The 16,588-nt window shown below is 60.4% G+C and carries 20 protein-coding genes; 10 read left to right on the top strand and 10 right to left on the bottom strand.

The genetic code is table 11. The features are described from left to right. The first annotated feature begins 152 nt into the window (after window positions 1-152). Together CKW14_RS02110 and CKW14_RS02105 are read left to right on the top strand one after the other, a co-directional pair. Complete coding sequence (locus tag CKW14_RS02110; RefSeq protein WP_095048035.1) at window positions 153-476, top strand: YXWGXW repeat-containing protein; 324 nt, start codon at window positions 153-155, stop codon at window positions 474-476. Between the two features lie 42 nt (window positions 477-518). After that, a complete protein-coding gene (locus CKW14_RS02105; protein WP_007908149.1) occupies window positions 519-731 on the top strand; it encodes a YXWGXW repeat-containing protein in 213 nt (70 codons plus the stop codon). A gap of 15 nt (window positions 732-746) precedes the next feature. Here the strand turns inward: CKW14_RS02105 and CKW14_RS02100 are convergent, their stop codons facing one another. Together CKW14_RS02100 and CKW14_RS02095 are read right to left on the bottom strand one after the other, a co-directional pair. Further along, window positions 747-1,310, bottom strand: coding sequence for a YceI family protein (locus tag CKW14_RS02100; RefSeq protein ID WP_095048036.1), 564 nt, complete (start codon window positions 1,308-1,310; stop codon window positions 747-749). Between the two features lie 74 nt (window positions 1,311-1,384). Continuing rightward, window positions 1,385-2,740, bottom strand: a complete 1,356-nt coding sequence (locus tag CKW14_RS02095; protein WP_095124517.1) for an MATE family efflux transporter — start codon at window positions 2,738-2,740, stop codon at window positions 1,385-1,387. Between the two features lie 199 nt (window positions 2,741-2,939). Between CKW14_RS02095 and CKW14_RS02090 the strand changes: the two genes are divergently transcribed. The 3 genes from CKW14_RS02090 to CKW14_RS02080 all read left to right on the top strand — a co-directional run bounded on the left by CKW14_RS02090 (window position 2,940) and on the right by CKW14_RS02080 (window position 5,898). Continuing rightward, window positions 2,940-3,503 carry a chorismate mutase gene (locus CKW14_RS02090; protein ID WP_095048038.1) on the top strand — a complete coding sequence of 188 codons (564 nt, stop codon included), beginning with the start codon at window positions 2,940-2,942 and terminating at the stop codon, window positions 3,501-3,503. A 166-nt stretch (window positions 3,504-3,669) separates the two neighbouring features. Further along, window positions 3,670-4,110, top strand: coding sequence for a phage infection protein (locus CKW14_RS02085; RefSeq protein ID WP_095124516.1), 441 nt, complete (start codon window positions 3,670-3,672; stop codon window positions 4,108-4,110). 147 nt (window positions 4,111-4,257) lie between these two features. Then, entirely contained in the window at window positions 4,258-5,898 is a 1,641-nt protein-coding gene (locus tag CKW14_RS02080; protein ID WP_095048040.1) for a sensor domain-containing diguanylate cyclase, read from the top strand. Here CKW14_RS02080 and CKW14_RS02075 read toward each other — a convergent pair whose 3' ends face one another. The 4 genes from CKW14_RS02075 to CKW14_RS02060 all read right to left on the bottom strand — a co-directional run bounded on the left by CKW14_RS02075 (window position 5,899) and on the right by CKW14_RS02060 (window position 8,968). Further along, a complete protein-coding gene (locus CKW14_RS02075) occupies window positions 5,899-6,192 on the bottom strand; it encodes a hypothetical protein (protein WP_095048041.1) in 294 nt (97 codons plus the stop codon). A 112-nt stretch (window positions 6,193-6,304) separates the two neighbouring features. Beyond that, the gene (locus CKW14_RS02070) at window positions 6,305-7,000 is read right to left on the bottom strand and encodes a hypothetical protein (protein ID WP_093441166.1); all 696 of its coding nucleotides are present in this window, start codon (window positions 6,998-7,000) and stop codon (window positions 6,305-6,307) included. A gap of 197 nt (window positions 7,001-7,197) precedes the next feature. Further along, the gene (locus tag CKW14_RS02065; protein WP_095048105.1) at window positions 7,198-7,584 is read right to left on the bottom strand and encodes a cytochrome c family protein; all 387 of its coding nucleotides are present in this window, start codon (window positions 7,582-7,584) and stop codon (window positions 7,198-7,200) included. A 52-nt stretch (window positions 7,585-7,636) separates the two neighbouring features. Continuing rightward, window positions 7,637-8,968, bottom strand: coding sequence for a PLP-dependent aminotransferase family protein (locus tag CKW14_RS02060; RefSeq protein ID WP_095048043.1), 1,332 nt, complete (start codon window positions 8,966-8,968; stop codon window positions 7,637-7,639). Window positions 8,969-9,057: 89 nt separating this feature from the next. Between CKW14_RS02060 and CKW14_RS02055 the strand changes: the two genes are divergently transcribed. After that, the gene (locus CKW14_RS02055) at window positions 9,058-9,951 is read left to right on the top strand and encodes a DMT family transporter (protein ID WP_095124515.1); all 894 of its coding nucleotides are present in this window, start codon (window positions 9,058-9,060) and stop codon (window positions 9,949-9,951) included. A gap of 3 nt (window positions 9,952-9,954) precedes the next feature. Here CKW14_RS02055 and CKW14_RS02050 read toward each other — a convergent pair whose 3' ends face one another. Continuing rightward, the gene (locus tag CKW14_RS02050; protein ID WP_095124514.1) at window positions 9,955-10,770 is read right to left on the bottom strand and encodes an AraC family transcriptional regulator; all 816 of its coding nucleotides are present in this window, start codon (window positions 10,768-10,770) and stop codon (window positions 9,955-9,957) included. 131 nt (window positions 10,771-10,901) lie between these two features. Between CKW14_RS02050 and CKW14_RS02045 the strand changes: the two genes are divergently transcribed. After that, window positions 10,902-11,414 (top strand): carboxymuconolactone decarboxylase family protein, encoded by a 513-nt coding sequence (locus CKW14_RS02045; RefSeq protein WP_093441201.1) that lies wholly within the window; start codon window positions 10,902-10,904, stop codon window positions 11,412-11,414. 594 nt (window positions 11,415-12,008) lie between these two features. Here CKW14_RS02045 and CKW14_RS02040 read toward each other — a convergent pair. Beyond that, complete coding sequence (locus tag CKW14_RS02040; RefSeq protein WP_095124513.1) at window positions 12,009-13,454, bottom strand: SulP family inorganic anion transporter; 1,446 nt, start codon at window positions 13,452-13,454, stop codon at window positions 12,009-12,011. Window positions 13,455-13,610: 156 nt separating this feature from the next. Here CKW14_RS02040 and CKW14_RS02035 point away from each other — a divergent pair, with 156 nt between their 5' ends. Together CKW14_RS02035 and CKW14_RS02030 are read left to right on the top strand one after the other, a co-directional pair. After that, window positions 13,611-13,928 carry a hypothetical protein gene (locus CKW14_RS02035; protein ID WP_095048047.1) on the top strand — a complete coding sequence of 106 codons (318 nt, stop codon included), beginning with the start codon at window positions 13,611-13,613 and terminating at the stop codon, window positions 13,926-13,928. A 53-nt stretch (window positions 13,929-13,981) separates the two neighbouring features. Next, window positions 13,982-14,527 carry a hypothetical protein gene (locus tag CKW14_RS02030; protein WP_064390640.1) on the top strand — a complete coding sequence of 182 codons (546 nt, stop codon included), beginning with the start codon at window positions 13,982-13,984 and terminating at the stop codon, window positions 14,525-14,527. A gap of 39 nt (window positions 14,528-14,566) precedes the next feature. Here CKW14_RS02030 and CKW14_RS02025 read toward each other — a convergent pair whose 3' ends face one another. Beyond that, on the bottom strand, window positions 14,567-15,202 hold the full coding sequence (locus CKW14_RS02025; RefSeq protein WP_095124512.1) for a hypothetical protein: 636 nt from the start codon (window positions 15,200-15,202) through the stop codon (window positions 14,567-14,569). Window positions 15,203-15,331: 129 nt separating this feature from the next. Beyond that, a complete protein-coding gene (locus CKW14_RS02020; RefSeq protein ID WP_095124511.1) occupies window positions 15,332-15,790 on the bottom strand; it encodes a GNAT family N-acetyltransferase in 459 nt (152 codons plus the stop codon). Between the two features lie 143 nt (window positions 15,791-15,933). Here CKW14_RS02020 and CKW14_RS02015 point away from each other — a divergent pair, with 143 nt between their 5' ends. Further along, window positions 15,934-16,578: a TetR/AcrR family transcriptional regulator gene (locus tag CKW14_RS02015; RefSeq protein WP_095124510.1), complete on the top strand. Its 645-nt coding sequence runs from the start codon at window positions 15,934-15,936 to the stop codon at window positions 16,576-16,578. The last annotated feature ends 10 nt before the right edge of the window (window positions 16,579-16,588 follow it).

Genomic DNA, 16,588 nt, shown 5'->3' with positions numbered 1-16,588 from the left:
CGCGCCGGGCGTCTTGCTGCGGCGCCATCCTGACGTTCTCGCATCGCCCTCCCTGAAAAAAATTTCATCCACCTCAGACGGGATCTTTCGCAAATCAGGCATCCAATTCTGCAGCTGCGTTCACTTTTCAACGCAGGCCTTGAGGAGTTGTCATGAGCGTTTTGCGTTCCCTGTCCAAATGGCGAAAAACCCTACTGCTGGTGTCGTTGACGCTGGCGGCGCTGAGCAGTGCCCCGGTGTTTGCGCAACCGGTGGTGATCGTCCAGCAAGCTCCACCGCCGATGCGCATGGAAGTGATGCCCGGCGCACGTCCCGGTTATGTCTGGGATCAAGGTCATTGGCGCTGGCAAGGACGCGGTTACGTGTGGATACCCGGCCACTGGCAACCGGTGAGGTACGGCGCGCGCTGGAAACCCGGGCACTGGCAGGCACGCGGACCAAACTGGTTCTGGGTCGAGGGGCATTGGGTGCGATGAATGCGCGACAGCCTGACCATCACTTCTTGCGAGAACACCTCCATGTCGAAGACCGTTAAAGCATTGCTGGCCGCCACGCTGGTGGCCGTTACGTTGTCCGGTTGCGTCGTCGAGCCGGCCCGTCCGCATCGGCCTCCGCCGCTGGTCGAAGTCGTTCCGGTGATGCCGGCGCCGGGTTATCACTGGGTTGCCGGGCACTATCGCTGGGGCGGCAACCAATGGCGCTGGGTGCCGGGGCACTGGCGGGCCTATTGATTGCAACGGCGGGCGTCACTGCTGTGGCGCCACCACTTTGAATTTGATGGCGATGTCCTTGGACACCACGGTGTCCGCCCACTCCCCCGCGCCGAGGCCGAACTCGTCACGGTTGAGCACCAGCTCACCGTCGAAAACGCCGATGGCGTTGTCCGGTTTCAATTCCACCGGTACCTGAACCTCACGGGTGATGCCTTTGAGGGTGAGCTGGCCGTAGATCAAGTAAAGATTTTTGATTTTTGGATCTTGGGTAAAACGCTTGGATTCGAACACCGCCACGGGGAATTTTTCAGTGTCGAACCATGCCGGTTTCACCAGCTCGGTGTTGGCGTCTTCGCTGCCGGCATCAATGCTGGTGAGGTCGATATGCAACGAGGTGTGGGCGTCGGCGAGGTTGTCGGTGTCAAAGTCCAGCGTCGCCTCGAACTTGCCGAAGGTGCCGTAAACCCGCGAGCCCATCTGGTTGTAGGTGAAGCTGATCTGGCTGGCGGTGGTGTTGACCCGCGTGTATTCGTCAGCCTGCGCGGCACAGACGACGCACAGCGAACTCGCGGCAGCCAGCAGTATTCGGATCGACATCGGATTCTCCAGGCGGGGCTTGCCGTCGAGGGCCTCGATTGAATTAAGCAAACATCCGACTGTTACGCCAGCGCCTACACCAGCCGCTCGATCTTCTGATGCTGCCAGACCAGTTTGTAATAAAGAGTCTGCAACACCAGCATGCCCAGATAGGCCACCGGAAACGCCATCCACACGCCCTGCAAACCATATTGGCCGTCCAGCCAGTACGCCGCCGGCAGTTGCACACCGACAACGCAAATGATCGCAATGATCACCGGCACCAACACTGTGCCGCTGGCGCGCATGATCCCGCCGATGATGGCCTGGAAGCCAAAGACCAACAGGCTCCACAGCATGATGTGCAGCAGATGCTCAGCCATTGCCCGGGTCGAATCCTCGGTCAGGAACAGCCCCAGCAACCAGTGCGACAGCAGATAGCCGAGCACGATCAAGCCGCCGGTCAGGCACACGTTGATCAACAGCCCGGTGCGCAGAATCGGCCCCATGCGCTCCAGCCGCCCGGCGCCGATGGCCTGCGCACCGAGGATCGACGCGGTGATCGCAATCGACAACGCCGGAAACTGCACATAGTTGACGATCTGCGTCACCGCGCCATACGCGGCGGTCGCTTGCGAGCCGTGCTGGTTGACCAGCGCCAGAATCACCAGCTCCGACAGCGACAGCACAATCATCTGCACGCCGGTCGGCAGACCGATGCGCAAGACCTTGCCGAGAATCGCCCCGTCAAGGCGCAGCGCGGCGAAGAACTCCCGATCCGGCGCCAACGGGTGCCCCTTGCGAATCAGGCGCCACGCCAGCCACGCCATCGCCGCGAGGTTACCGGCCAGCCCGGCGTACGCCGCACTCTGAATACCCAATTGCGGCAAGCCGAACCAGCCGCGAATCAGCGCCGGGGTCAAGGCCAGCCCGACGCAGGTCGAGACCATCAGCGCCAGCAACGGCGACAGCGTATCGCTGACCCCGCGCAACAGCTGGGTGAACAACACAAACACCAGCAGCGACGGCAAGATCCACATCATCACATGGGCATACGCCACCGCATCGTCGAGCACATCCGCCGGCGTCCCCAGCCCCGCCAGCGCCTGCCGCGCGAACACGCTGCCCAACACCGCCGCCACCAGACCGATCAACACCCCGAGTAACAGCGTCGCCCCGGCAATCGCCTTGACCATGTGCGGCTCACGCGCGCCCCACGCCTGACCGATCAACACACCGGCGCCCGCGCCGAGGCCGATCACCAGTGCGATAAAGAAGAACACGATGGGAAACATCCCCGACACCGCCGCCAACGCCTGGGTGCCGAGCATCTGGCCGATGTAGATGCTGTTGACCGTGCCCGACATCGATTGCAGAAAGTTGGACAGCACCATCGGCGCGAGGAACAGCAGGTAGGTGTGCCAGAGTGGGCGTTGGGCGACGGCTTGCATTGAATAGAGGTCCATCTCGACGGCGGGAGGGCTGATGGAGGATAGCTTCGGTGAGTTGCACGCGGGGCGCAATTAACATTTCAATTGGGTGTTTATGACCGGTGACCGCGCTTGTGTAACGGACACGGTTCTGTAGGTGCAAGTTCAGAGCTGTGGTAAACAACTGCCCACTTTCACTTCTCTCATTGAGGCTCTGTTCATGCCGCGCTTTGCCCATCTGCTGACCGCCACCCTCCTCGCCGTGCTCACCACCAGCGCTCACGCCGCCGCGCCCGCCGAAACGTTGAAGCCGTTGCTGGAAACACTCAACGAACGCCTGAACATTGGCGACCTCGTCGCGCTGACCAAATGGGACAGCGGCAAGCCAATTCAGGACAGCCCTCGTGAGGCGCAGGTCATCGCCAACGCGCGAACGCTGGCCACCGAGCGCCAGCTCGACGCGGAAGACGTGGCGCAACTGATCGCCGCGCAAATGGAGGCGAATAAACTGGTGCAGTACGGTTTGCTCGCACAATGGCAAGCGTCCGGCGCCGCGCCGGACACCCCGCGCCCCGACCTGGGAAAACAGATTCGCCCGCGTCTGGATGAACTGCAAACCCGCCTGCTGCAGCAATACGCCGATTTCGCGCCGTATCGCCATGATGCGAATTGCCCGGCGTGGCTGGCCAAGGCGCGCAGCGGCCTGACCCACGACGCGCTGCATGAACTGGCCCTGACACGGGCGACCGGTGAGTTGTGTGTGCGGGCGGCGAACTCGCGCTGAGAAACGGCCAGATCAAAAGATCGCAGCCTGCGGCAGCTCCTACAAGGGGGATTGGTGAACCATCATTGCGGTCGATGTTCACCATCACGGCAATGAAGTTCTCATAAAAATTCCACGGCGTAACATCAGCTCCATACCAACCAACAACACCCCGGAGCACACGATCATGAAACGCCAGACCCTTCTCAGCATCGCTTTCTCGGTTTTCGCCATTAACGCTTTTGCCGCCACCCCGGCACACACCCAAGTCGCAGAAGGCGGCTCGGACAAGTTGATTGAAAGTCGTGTTGCTGAGGGCGGTTCTGATCGCCTGATCGAACGTCGTGTTGCTGAAGGTGGCGCTGATCGCCTGATCGAACGTCGTGTTGCTGAAGGTGGCGCTGATCGCCTGATCGAACGCCGTGTTGCCGAAGGTGGCGCTGATCGCCTGATCGAACGCCGTGTTGCTGAAGGTGGCGCTGATCGCCTGATCGAACGTCGTGTTGCTGAAGGTGGCGCTGATCGCCTGATCGAACGTCGTGTTGCTGAAGGTGGCGCTGATCGCCTGATCGAACGTCGTGTTGCTGAAGGTGGCGCTGATCGCCTGATCGAACGCCGCGTCGCATAACTCTGCGGCTTCATCGCAATCACAATGAAAGCCCGGCCTGATCAGCCGGGCTTTTTCACGTCCGGCGCCATCCATTTCCCGACTGGCCACCCACCGCCCATTGCGCATACCATGCGGCCACAACTCCAAAACAGACCTCGACTGCCCATGCTCAAAGCCAGTCTGCGTAGCCACCTCACCCTTTGGTTTGCCGGTTTATCCCTGCTGACGCTGCTGAGCGTGGGCTTCTATGTCGGCCATATCGCCACGGAACAAATGAAGCAAGCCAGCGGCAATGCGTTGCTCAACACCGCGCGCTCGGCCGCATCGTTGTTGGGTGAACGACTGCGCGAACGCCAGTTGGAGGTGTATCTGCTCAGCCGTGCGCCGCATCTGGAGCGTGGTGATCTGGATAACCCGGCGATTCTGAAATCGATGCAACTGCGCACCCAGGCCCGCACCGAGTATGCGTGGATGGGCGTCACCGATGCCGAGGGCAAGGTGCATCAGGCGGTGAACGACTTGCTGGTCGGCCAATCGGTGCAGCAACGGCCCTGGTTCCAGGCCGGGTTGCGCGGCGAGTACACCGGCGATCCTCATGAGGCGGTGTTGCTGGCGAAAATGCTGCCGGCCCTGCCGAACGGTGAACCGCTGCGCTTCATCGATTTCGCCGCACCGATCCGCAACGCAGACGGCCAGGTGATTGGTGTTCTTGGCGCCCACGCACACTGGAGCTGGGTGACGCGCATTGTTGAGTCGGCGGCGCTTTCGCATAAAAACTCAACGCCGGATATCGAAGCGTTGATCATCGATCACGATGGCAAAGTGCTCTACCCGGAAGCGCTGATGGGTCAGCAACTGGCAATTGACACCAAAAGGCAAGGCTGGACGGCGGGCAACGGATTCCTCACCAGCGTGGTCATCGTACCGACGCCATCGAGTACGGTGCTGTCATGGTCGATTGCCGTGCGCCAGCCATTGGAAACCGCACTGCAACCGGCGCGCCTGCTGATGTACAAATTGCTGATTCTGGGTGTGGTCGCGGCGGTGCTGTTCGGCTTGGTGGCTTACTACCTGGCGCTGTACCTGAGCCGACCGATCGAACAGCTCGCGCGCTCGGCGCGGCAGGTGCAAAACCAACAACCCGGTGCGCAATTCCCGCTGCAACACCCGGTGCTGGAAATTGCCCAGCTCGGCCAGTCCATTGATGCCATGACGCAATCGCTGCTCGGCAAAGAGCGCGAGCTGCAAGAGGCCAATGCCTCGCTGGAAGCAACCGTCGCGCAACGCACCGCTGCGCTGACGCAGGCCAATGCCGAATTGCTCAGCTTGGCGACCCACGACAGTTTGACCGGCGTTTACAACCGTCGCCGTTTCGACGAGAAACTCACCGAATACACACTGCTGTTCCGCCGCACCGGACGTCCGTTCTCCCTGCTGCTGATCGATGCCGATCACTTCAAGCGCATCAATGATTCCCACGGCCACGCAGTGGGTGATGATGTGCTGCAACAATTGGCGCAGTTGATTCAGAGCAGCTTGCGCACCACCGATTTCGTCGCCCGTTACGGCGGCGAAGAGTTCGCTGTGCTGTTGCCGGAAATCGCCAAACCCGACACTCCGGAAGTCGTCGCCGAGAAGATCCGCGTGGCGGTCGCCGAAGCTCACTTCCCGGTGATCGGGCAAGTGACGGTCAGCATCGGCATCGGCCTGGCGGACCCGGCCGATAACAACCACAACGCACTGATCAAACGCGCCGATCAGCAGTTGTATCAGGCCAAGGCGGCAGGTCGTAATCAGGTGGCGTGATCAGCCCTTCTTCACTTCGCAAATCCCGTTGGCCCGGTTCTTCCCGGTGTACGACACCGCAGGCGAACCGTCGGGATTGATGCTCAGGGAAATGGTCACGCCCGCGCCTTTGGCTTCGAAGTAGTTCTCATTGAACTTCTTCAACTGGCCTTCCTTGCCATTGATGTAGATCGGGCCGCCTTCATCGGCGTGCACTTCGATCTTGCCCGGGCACGTCGCGTTGAGCATAGGGATGCCGGCATGGGCGATTGCGCTGACAAGCAACAGCGGGGCTGCCAGTAGCAGAGATTTCATGGTGAGCTCCTTGAGTGCAACGGTGTGCCGGACGATAGGGAAATACCGCACAAGTACCCTATCGACCCGTGACCGACCGCAGCGTTCCGCGAACACGATCGCCTTGTGCCAATTACTGTTTCAAGTGATCGACCAGCTTGTTGACCACCAGATCGGACACATGGCTGAACGCTTTGCGCAACGCCTCGGGATCCGTGGCGTACTGCTCCGGTGTATAGGCGATGGTGTTGGCATCGTTGGATACAGAGATCGTGTCGAAATTACGCCATACCGCTGAGCCGTTGCGCTTGATTTGCGCCGTGGCACCGATGACGGGATATAACACGGTGCTGAAGTTCTTCAGGCAGAGGCCCCATTGCGAGACCAGAATTTCGACCTCGGCATCGGCTCGCTCACCCTCGCCCACCACGGTAAACAGATGCTCCTGCTGTACGCGTTTTTCGAAGCTTTGCCGGATCAACTGGCTCAGGTCGATGCCATTGGCCTTCATGTTGTTGCGAATCGCCAGAGTGATATCGCCGGTGGCCACGTCCGCCGCTTTCGTCCCTGCCACAGAGCCCGCCCCCGTTAACGCACCGGCGCCAGAAGTCGAAGCACCTGAGGCCATACCTGCCGCTGCGCCGGCTCCAGCACCCAGGCCGGCGCCCCAGGCCTGCGTCATGCTGGTGTATTGAAAGTTATCGACGGCAACAAACACCGGCAGCACTTTCACGGTTTTGATCTGCTGGCGGTCTTCAACGCTGAGATCTTTGGTCACGCAACCCGTCAGCAAAACGAGGGCAGCAACAGCGACGAGTAGCTTTTTCATGTCATTTTTCAATCAGGGACTTGGGTGTCCGGCATATCGCCCGAGCACCGCAATACTTGAGTCGCGAAGAAGACGTAGTGGTGACGGTCATGACCCTGGCGGCGGAATCAATCGAGCGTGATGGAGGGGGTTGCCACAGAGAGCATCAACCGACATCGCTGCACCTCAAAAACACGCACGCCCTGTAGGAGCTGCCGTTATTGCGTGAAGGTCTGGAGGTACGCCAGCAAATTGTCGAGTTTTTCTTCGTCGCTCAAGCCCCAGAAAATCATCCGCGTACCGGGCACCACGCCTTTCGGATCCTTCAGATAGGCGATCAGCGTTTCGCGATCCCAGGTCACTCCCGAGTTCTTCATCGCATCTGAATACACGTAATTCGCTGACGTACCGGCGGGCCGACCGATGATGCCATTGAGTTGCGGACCGAATCCGGGGCGGGCCGATTCGCCGACCTGATGGCAGCCGCCGCACAGACGCGGAAAAATTTTCGCGCCGGCTTCGGGGTCGCCTGCGGCGAGGGTGAACGTACTGGACAGGCCAGTGGCGAGCATCAGGGCGAGTGACAGTGCAGCGGTGTTTTTCATCGAGAGTTCCGGATCGGTCTGCATCGGGCGACGCAAGGGTAGCATTATGTTTTTACAGGTAAGCGCCAATGATCTTTCTGACTTTGCTCAACGCCTGACGCAACACGTCCATCTCTACCGAGCCCAACGCCAAGCGAATCGCATGTGGCACATGACCCGCCACCGAAAACGGTTCAGCCGTGGTGACGGAAATCTGCTCGTGCATCAGCTCGACGACAATCTGATCGGCGCGCACGTCTTCCGGCAGCGGTAGCCACAGGAAATACGACGCCGGATGGCCAATGCTCGGCAGTCCTTTCAACACTTCGGTGGCCAGTGCCTGCCGCACCTTGGCGTCGTTGCGCTTCTGTTCCTCAAGCACCGTCACCGTGCCGTCGTCGAGCCAGCCACAGGCGATGGCAGTCATGACGCCTGGGGTGTTCCAGGTCGTGGCGCGGATGATGCGTTCCAGTGCTGGCACCACGTCGGTCGGGGCGGCGATGAAACCGACACGCAGGCCTGTGGCGATGTTTTTCGACAGGCCCGACACGTACACCGTGCGCTCCGGCGCCAGATCGATCAGCGTACGCGGTGGGTTTTCAACCAAAAAGGCGTAGGCCGCGTCTTCGATTATTGTCAGATCATGTCGCCGGGCAATAGCCACCAACTGCTCGCGCTGCGCCAGCGGCATCACCCAACCCAACGGGTTGTGCAACGTCGGCATGCTGTACACGGCGCGCACCGAGCGGCTGCGACAGAGTTTCTCCAGCGCGACGAGATCCGGCCCTTGATCACCGAGCGGAATGGCTACGACTTCCAGATGCAGCGCTTCGGCCAGCACCTTGAACCCGGAATAGGTCAGCGCGTCGGCGGCAATCACATCGCCGGGTTTGAGCAGCGTCATCAGCGTCACTGCGAGGCCTTGCTGGGCGCCGTTGACGATCAGCACTTGCTCGGCCTCGACCCTCACCCCGCGCGTCAGCAGGTGCCGCGCGACCGACGCGCGCTCGTGGCCGCGCCCGGCGTGCGGTTGATAACGCAGCAACGCCTCCAGATCGCCCGACAACGCCAATTGGCGCAGCGCAGTGCGCAACAAATCCGCCTGACCGGGCAACGACGGATAATTGAAATTGAGGTCGATCATGCCGACCGCCACTTGTTTCTGATCGATGCCCTGCCCCGGCGACAGCGAGGTTTCGCGGACAAACGTGCCGCGCCCGGTCTCGCCGCTGATCAGGCCCATGGCCTCCAGCTCCGCGTACACCCGCGAAGCCGTGACCAGCGCCAACCCTTCCTGAGCCGCCAATTGCCGATGGGTCGGCAACCGTGTACCTGGCGGCAACATCCCCGAGCGAATGTCCGCAGCAAAGGCATCAACCAGTGTCTTGTAGCGCGAACGTGGCATGCCGGATGTATCCATGACAATTCTTTGATTGTGCTGATTCTCGGCTCTAGCATGGCTGCAATGCAACCCACTTCCGAGCGTGAACGGTGATGGAAAGGACTTCGAATCTGACGACCCCGGCACTGGAAAAAACCAGTGGCTGGATCAACGGTTTTATCGGCGTGGTGATCTTCAGCGGTTCGCTGCCGGCCACGCGTATGGCGGTGCTGGAGTTCGATCCGGTGTTTCTCACGGTGGTTCGCGCCGCCATCGCCGGGGTGTTGGCGGTGGCGCTGTTGTGGCTGTTTCGCGAGCGGCGCCCGGCGCGCAATCAGTGGTTGTCGCTGTTGATTGTCGCGCTGGGCGTGGTGCTTGGTTTTCCGCTGTTGACCGCCCTGGCGCTGCAACATGTGACGTCGGCGCATTCGATTGTGTTTGTCGGCTTGCTGCCACTGGCCACAGCGATTTTTGCTGTGCTGCGCGGCGGTGAGCGGCCGCGACCGGTGTTCTGGATTTTCTCGATGCTCGGCAGCGCGCTGGTGGTCGGCTTCGCGCTGGCACAAGGTCTGACTGCCTCGCCCACTGGCGATCTGCTGATGCTCGCGGCGATTCTGGCCTGCGGTCTCGGTTACGCCGAAGGCGCGAAGTTGTCGCGCACTCTCGGCGGCTGGCAGGTGATTTGCTGGGCGCTGGTGCTTTCGCTGCCACTCATGGCGGTGTTGAGTGTGTGGCTGGCGCCCGCCTCGTTCAACACAATCAGTCTGTCGGCGTGGCTATGCCTGGGTTACGTGTCGCTGTTCAGCATGCTGATCGGTTTTGTGTTCTGGTATCGCGGCCTGGCTCAGGGCGGGATTGCCGCGGTCGGTCAGTTGCAATTACTGCAGCCGTTTTTCGGTCTGGCGCTGGCGGCGACCCTGCTACATGAACAGGTCAGCCTCGGCATGCTCGCCGTGACGTTTGGCGTGATCCTGTGTGTCGCCGGGGCGAAGAAGTTCGCCAAATGATCTTCAGGCACCCGCCTTCCACTCGCGTGGGCTGAGCCCGGTCTTGCGCCGAAACGCCCGGGCCAGCGCCGAAGGACTTTCGTAACCGACCTCTTCGGCAATCAGCGCAATCGGTCTGCCTTCGCGCAGGCGTTTCTGCACCAGGCTGACGCGCCAACTCAGCAGATAATCGGCCGGCGTTTGCCCGACAACCCGGCGAAACTGCTCGGCAAACCCGGCGCGGGACAGGTTGGCGACAGCGGCCAGATCCGCCACGCTCCACGGTTTTTGCGGTTGCTCGTGCATCAGGTTCAAGGCACGGGACAGGCGTGGATCGGCCAGCCCGGCGATCATCCCCGGTTGTTGTTCGCGACTGCTGATCAAGTGCCGCAGCAACAGAATCACCAGCAGTTCGAACAGGCGATCCATCACCGCCACCCGCCCGCAATGACCTTCGAACGCTTCCTTGAACAGCCATTCCACGGTGTTACCCAACTCCGGGATGTCCGTCAGTTTCAGCACCAGATAATCCGGCAGCGCCGCCGCCAGGGCATTGCCGGAGCCGCCATCAAACGTCAGCGTGGCGCAGACCAATCGGGTGTCCATGGCTTCATCGGCAAACATGCGATGGGTAAAGGGTCGGGGGAAGAAGATCAGCGACGGTTCGCTCAGGCGAATCTCACGCTCGTTGCCCGGTTTGAGCAGCAATTCACCGGCCTGCAAAAGATGCACATGCCCCACCGGCTCGTTGTCATGAACGCTGACGCCGCAAAACGCGCCGCTGTGGAACGTACCGGCATTCACGCCGAAATGGCTGAGCAATGTTGAAAGGCGATCCATGGACGACTCCGAGGGCATATCTGGACGATCTGCCGCATATCCTCGACGATTTGCCGCCAATCCACCAGCCTCACTGCATAACATGACCTCCATCCCCGGCGCACTTCGCACCGGACTTTCGGAGAATCAACATGAGCCGCATCCACGCTATCAGCCTCGAAACCGCCGCCGACGCCAGCCGCCCTGTGCTGGAAGGCGTGAAAAAGAAAATCGGTTTCCTGCCCAACGTCTTCACCACCCTGGCCAAAGCACCGGTGGCCCTCGAAACTTACGTACAAGCCTCGGCCATCCTCGGCAAGACCTCGCTGAACGCCCAGGAAAAAGAAGCGGTGTACCTCGCCACCTCACAGGTCAACGGTTGCGACTACTGCCTGGCGGCACACACCTTGTTTGCCGGCAAAGCCGGGCTCTCGGCGCAGGACATCGTCGCCGCACGCCAGGGCGAGCTCAACGCCTACGCAACCCTCGCCCGCCAATTGACTGAAAGCCGTGGCCACTTGAGTGATGAACAAATCGCCGCCGCCCGCGCTGCCGGCATCGACGACGTGAAGATCATTGAAGTGATTGCACTGGTGGCCGTGCAGAGCCTGACCAACTACCTGAACAATGCGGCGCTGACCGATATCGACTTCCCGGCCATCTGAAGTCTGGCCACACAACAACACCAGTGGGAGCGAATCTGCAAGCGCTAGCGGCGTGTCATTCAAAGCATCTTTGACCGACCCGACGCCATCGCGAGCAGGCTCACTCCTACAATTGGATCGCCTACAACCCGCCAGAAACAGGTCGGCTGTCAGGCCGCCTTCGCGAGCAGGCTCGCTCCCACAGTTTTAACGTGCGTACAACCCCAGCGGCAAAGCCGCCCCACTCAACAGGATGAGCGTTAGCTCGGCTGCAGCTCTTGATCTTGATCTTGATCCACGGGCGACGTCGGAAGGCTGAGTGGAGGGATTCATCCGGGCGTTGGAGCGCAGCGACCGTTTGGCGCAGCCAAACACAGCGAGAGGAGGTGCAGCGAAGCAAACCGTAGGCGATGCGCCCGGATGGATCCCGGAGCGAAGGAACCCCGAGCCCCAGCGAGCGGGCCGCACGTAGGAGCAAGCGTTTTTTTGCTTACTTTTTTTAGGCGTTTGTAAAAAAAGTGAGTCGCCGTCAGGGCGAAACCCTAAGTGGCCGTTACCGCAGCAACGGATATGTACTCAGTAATCCAGACAACCATAGCCAACGCCCACGACTGATCAGTGATGCTCCTCCCCCGCCCGCTTAAGCAACTTCTTGCACCGCTCAGACAAATGAAACACCTGCAAATGCTTACCCGCCTTGGCATAGCGCTCGCGCAGAGTCTTCAACGCCGCAATCGCCGAATAATCGACAAAACTCAAATGCCGACAATCCAAAGTCACCCGAGCCGGATCATTAGCCGGATCAAACTGATTGAGAAACGGCGTAGTCGAAGCAAAAAACAACGTGCCATGCAAACGATAAAGCTTGCTGCCGTCAGCCTCCAGATGCTCATCGGCATACAGCTCACGAGCCTGCTGCCAGGCAAAGTTGAGCGCAGCGATGATGATGCCGCACAACACCGCGGTGGCCAGATCAGTGAACACAGTGATGGTAGTCACAGCAATGATCACCAGCACATCATTGAGCGGCACTTTGTTCACCACCCGCAACGACGCCCAGGCAAAAGTCTGCTGCGACACCACAAACATCACACCCACCAGCGCCGCCAGCGGAATACGCTCGATCAGCGGCGACAGAAACAGAATGAACAACAGAATCAGCACCCCAGCGACAACGCCAGACAAGCGCCCGCGCCCACCGGAACTGAGGTTGATCACGGTCTGGCCGATCATCGCGCAACCGCCCATGCCACCGAATGCGCCCGAGACCATATTGGCCGCACCGAGCGCCACGCACTCGCGATCCGGGTAGCCACGGGTTTCGGTGATTTCGTCGGTGAGGTTGAGGGTGAGCAGGGTTTCCAGCAGACCGACCAGCGCCATCAGAATCGCGTAAGGCGCGATGATGCGCAGGGTTTCAAGATTCCACGGGATGTCCGGCAAAGCGAACGTCGGCAAGCCGCCGGCAATGTGCGCCATGTCGCCGAGGGTGCGGGTCGGCAGGCCGAACAGATAGACCAGCAGACCGACGCCGAGGATTGCCACCAGTGCTGGCGGCACCGCACGGGTCAGGCGCGGCAGGATATAGACGATGGCCATGGTCAGCGCCACCAGCCCGGCCATCAGGTACAACGGCGTACCGCTGAGCCAGTCCTCACCGTTCTTGAAATGTTCCAGTTGCGCCAGCGCAATGATGATCGCCAGGCCGTTGACGAAGCCGAGCATCACCGGGTGCGGCACCATGCGCACCAGTTTGCCCAAGCGCAGCAAGCCGAACGCCATCATGATCAAACCGCCAAGCAACACCGTCGCCAGCAAATACTGCACACCGTGCTGCACCACCAGCGCAACGATGACCACGGCCATCGAACCGGCCGCGCCGGAGACCATGCCCGGCCGCCCGCCGAACAACGCCGTCAGCGTGCAAATGATGAACGCGCCATACAGGCCCATCAGCGGATTGAGGTGCGCCACCAGTGCGAACGCAATGCATTCGGGCAACAGGGCAAACGAGGTGGTGAGTCCGGCCAGGACATCGGCGCGCAGACGAATCGGTTTCATGGCTTACCTATCGAGCAGCCACCGAGCGCGGCTGCAGGTGTTCGGGAAAAAGAGGGTTGCGGATGTTACGGAATTGTCGCGGATCGGGCCAGTGAACGCTGACACTTGTCGGCCCGACCTTTATGCTGGCCCGCTCCTCTGGTCATTGAGTTCGACATGTCTGCATTTCTGAGCGCCCGCGAGGTGTCTCAGCGTTTGCGTGAAGCGGCGTTGGGCGTGCTCGTTTTGAAAATCTGCGAGCGGCCTGCCGAGGCCGGGCTGGTCACGGTCGATATCGGGGGCTGGCAGTTGCGGCTGGATGTTGAAGGTGGGCGGTTACACCACTGTGAATTTGCCCGCAGCGACGATGGGCAAGAAGGTGCGCTGGAGAGCTGGCAGCGTTACGGCACCGATCCGGTGAGTTTGCTCAGTACCTGGGAATTGGCGCAGATCGAGCAAATGCTCAACGCGCAAACGAACGAGGTTGCTCAATGATGGCACTCTGCCCATAATTCGCGCCCTCCTCTATTCCCACGCAAGGAACTGCCGTGAAGAAGTCGCTGTTGTTGATCCCGATGCTGGCCCTGCTCCTGCAAGGCTGTGGCATGACCATGACCCGTTACGAACCAAGCTTCGAGAACGTGCAGAAGCTAAAACAAACCCCGCCGCTGCACGCGATCAGCAATCCTCAGGTCACGGCCGAATCCGGTGAAGGTTCGCTGGTGGTCCGTGCCAACCCGGTTCGCTCGCCGTCCGGCAGCATCCCGGCACACATTCAGGATGCGATCACCGAAGAACTGCGCAAGGCCGGTCTGCTCGATCCGCAGGCTCAGCGTCAGTTGAAAGTGCTGGTGGTGAAGAACGAACTGTCCGCCGGCATGGGCACGGGCGACGGCAAACTGGCCGCTCGCTTTACCCTGCTGAACGGCAACGATGTGGTGTATGACGCCACCAAAGATGTCAGCAGTCAGTGGAGCAGCAGCTTCTTCGGGTTCATTGCGATTCCGAACGCGGTCAACGCTTACAACCCGATGGTGCGTGACTTGCTCAAGGAACTGTACAGCGATCCACAGTTCATTCAGGCCCTGAAGTAAGGACCAAAAAAAGAGCCGCGATTGCGGCTCTTTTTTGCTTCAGGCCCGTGGAGTGCGGGTTTCGAGTGCCGAGTACTTCAGGTTCTTGCTATCAACCATCTGCTTGAGCAGCGCGTTGACCTGACGGGTGAAGGTGTCATTCACCGCGTCTTTCGGTGTGTTGGCCATCAGTGGAATGAACCAGATACCAATCCAGGTGCCGACCGCATCGTGGTTGCTCGCGGTGGTCAGGGCCTGACCTTGTCCATCCATGCCTTCCAGGCTCATGGTGTACTGATCGGTGCCGTACGCCGGGATCACCATCATGCTGAAGCCGCTGATGAAGGCCAGCACCATGGAACCGGCATTCGGCGGATGGTTGTACATTTTCAGACGCAGGCTGTAATCGCCCGGCTGCTTCTGGAACTCGTCCAGGGTGACACGGCCGAACAGACCCGAGTCAGTGAGGATTTTTTGCAGCTGTGGTTTCAGTTGATCGCGCGCTTGCGGCACTTCCACAGCGGAGCCGCTTTTCGGTTCGCCCTGGTAGAAGTCGAAATCGACGTAGACGTTTGGCTTGTTGGTGTAGCTGGCCATCGACGGCATGGTCACCGGCGCCACTTCGTCTTTGGTGAAACTGGCACAACCGCCCAGCGCAAGTACCAGCCCCAGCGCCAGCATTTTCCCGAATTGCATGATGTCCGTCCCTATGTGTACAAGACCAAATGATGGCATTGCGCCTTCATTGTGAAGGCCGGGCGGATTCTAGAGAGAGCGGCCTTCGGGCGAAAGCTTGAATTGAGGAAATCAGCAAAAAAATTTTGCTCAGCCCTGCCGCAAGTCGAGGTTGTAGGTGTAATAACCGCTGTCACGCTCGTAGCCGAGGGATTCGTACAAACCTTGAGCCGTGAAGTTGTCGGTTGCGGTTTCCAGTACCAGCCCTTTGGCACCGGTCGCCAAGGCAAAGTCGCGTGCCGTGTTCATCAACAAGCGGCCAACCCCACGCCCACGTGCGGCGGGCGTGGTGAACAGGTCGCTGAGCAGCCAGGTGCGGTGGGCATCGATGGACGAGAACGTCGGATAAAACTGCACGAAACCCAGCGCTTCGCCCTTTTCATCCTGAACCAGAAAAATCGCGGAGTCATCGCCGGCCATGCGCGCGGCGATGAAGGTTCGTGATTGCTCAAGGTTCGACGGCTGCTGGTAAAAGCCTCGGTAAGCGTCGAACAACTGCGCCACCGCATCCAGGTGTGTCGCGTCGGCCCGCAATGCCTGAAGGGTCATGTGCCCGCTCCGTTTCCAGTCAATGATCGAACCAGCATAGCGCCGCCCTTCGAGTGTACTGGCTTCATCGCTATATAGTTTTGTATATTGCGAAACCGAAATCGCCAGAATCTTTCCATGCCGTCCAGCCAACCTGTATTGCCATGAGTGCCATCCGCGTACGCAACGAGCAGTTGATCCTCGCCGCTGCCAGCGAGGAATTCGCCGCCAACGGCTTCAACGCCACCCAGACCCGCGATATCGCGGCGCGTGCCGGGGTGCCCAAAGCCAATCTGTATTACTACTTCCAGAGCAAGGAAAACCTCTACAGCAAAGTGCTGCTGGGGTTTGTCGAGCCGCTGCTGGAAGCCTCGGCGGTGCTGCGTGAAAGTGATGATCCGCTGACGGGACTGCGCGCCTACGTGGCCGCACGCATTCGCATCGCCCGCGAACATCCGGCGATTGCCAAGGTATTCAGTGGCGAGTTGCTATTGGGCGGTCGCCAGTTGCCGGATGAGTGCCACGATCTTTTGCAGGCCGAAGCGCGGCGCAACGTTGAATGTCTGCGCAGCTGGATCGAGCGCGGTTTGCTCGCTCCGGTGGATCCGGAGCATTTGATGCTGTTCATCTGGTCGGCGACGCGCACGTACACCAATATCGGCTGGCAGATGGGCCGGATCATGGGGCGCGAAGTGCCGCAGGACGAGGATTATCAAACGGCGGCACAGACGATCACGCGTATGGTGCTGGAGGGCGTGGTCGTAGCGCCGCGGGTGGGCGAGATTCGTGGGGTGTTGTTTGCGACGTGATGGCGCAGTG

This window comes from Pseudomonas sp. Irchel s3a12 (assembly GCF_900187485.1).
Classification (GTDB): Bacteria; Pseudomonadota; Gammaproteobacteria; order Pseudomonadales; family Pseudomonadaceae; genus Aquipseudomonas; species Aquipseudomonas neuropathica.
The sequence above is the reverse complement of the archived record's forward strand: the minus strand, read 5'-3'. Positions and strand labels throughout refer to the sequence as shown.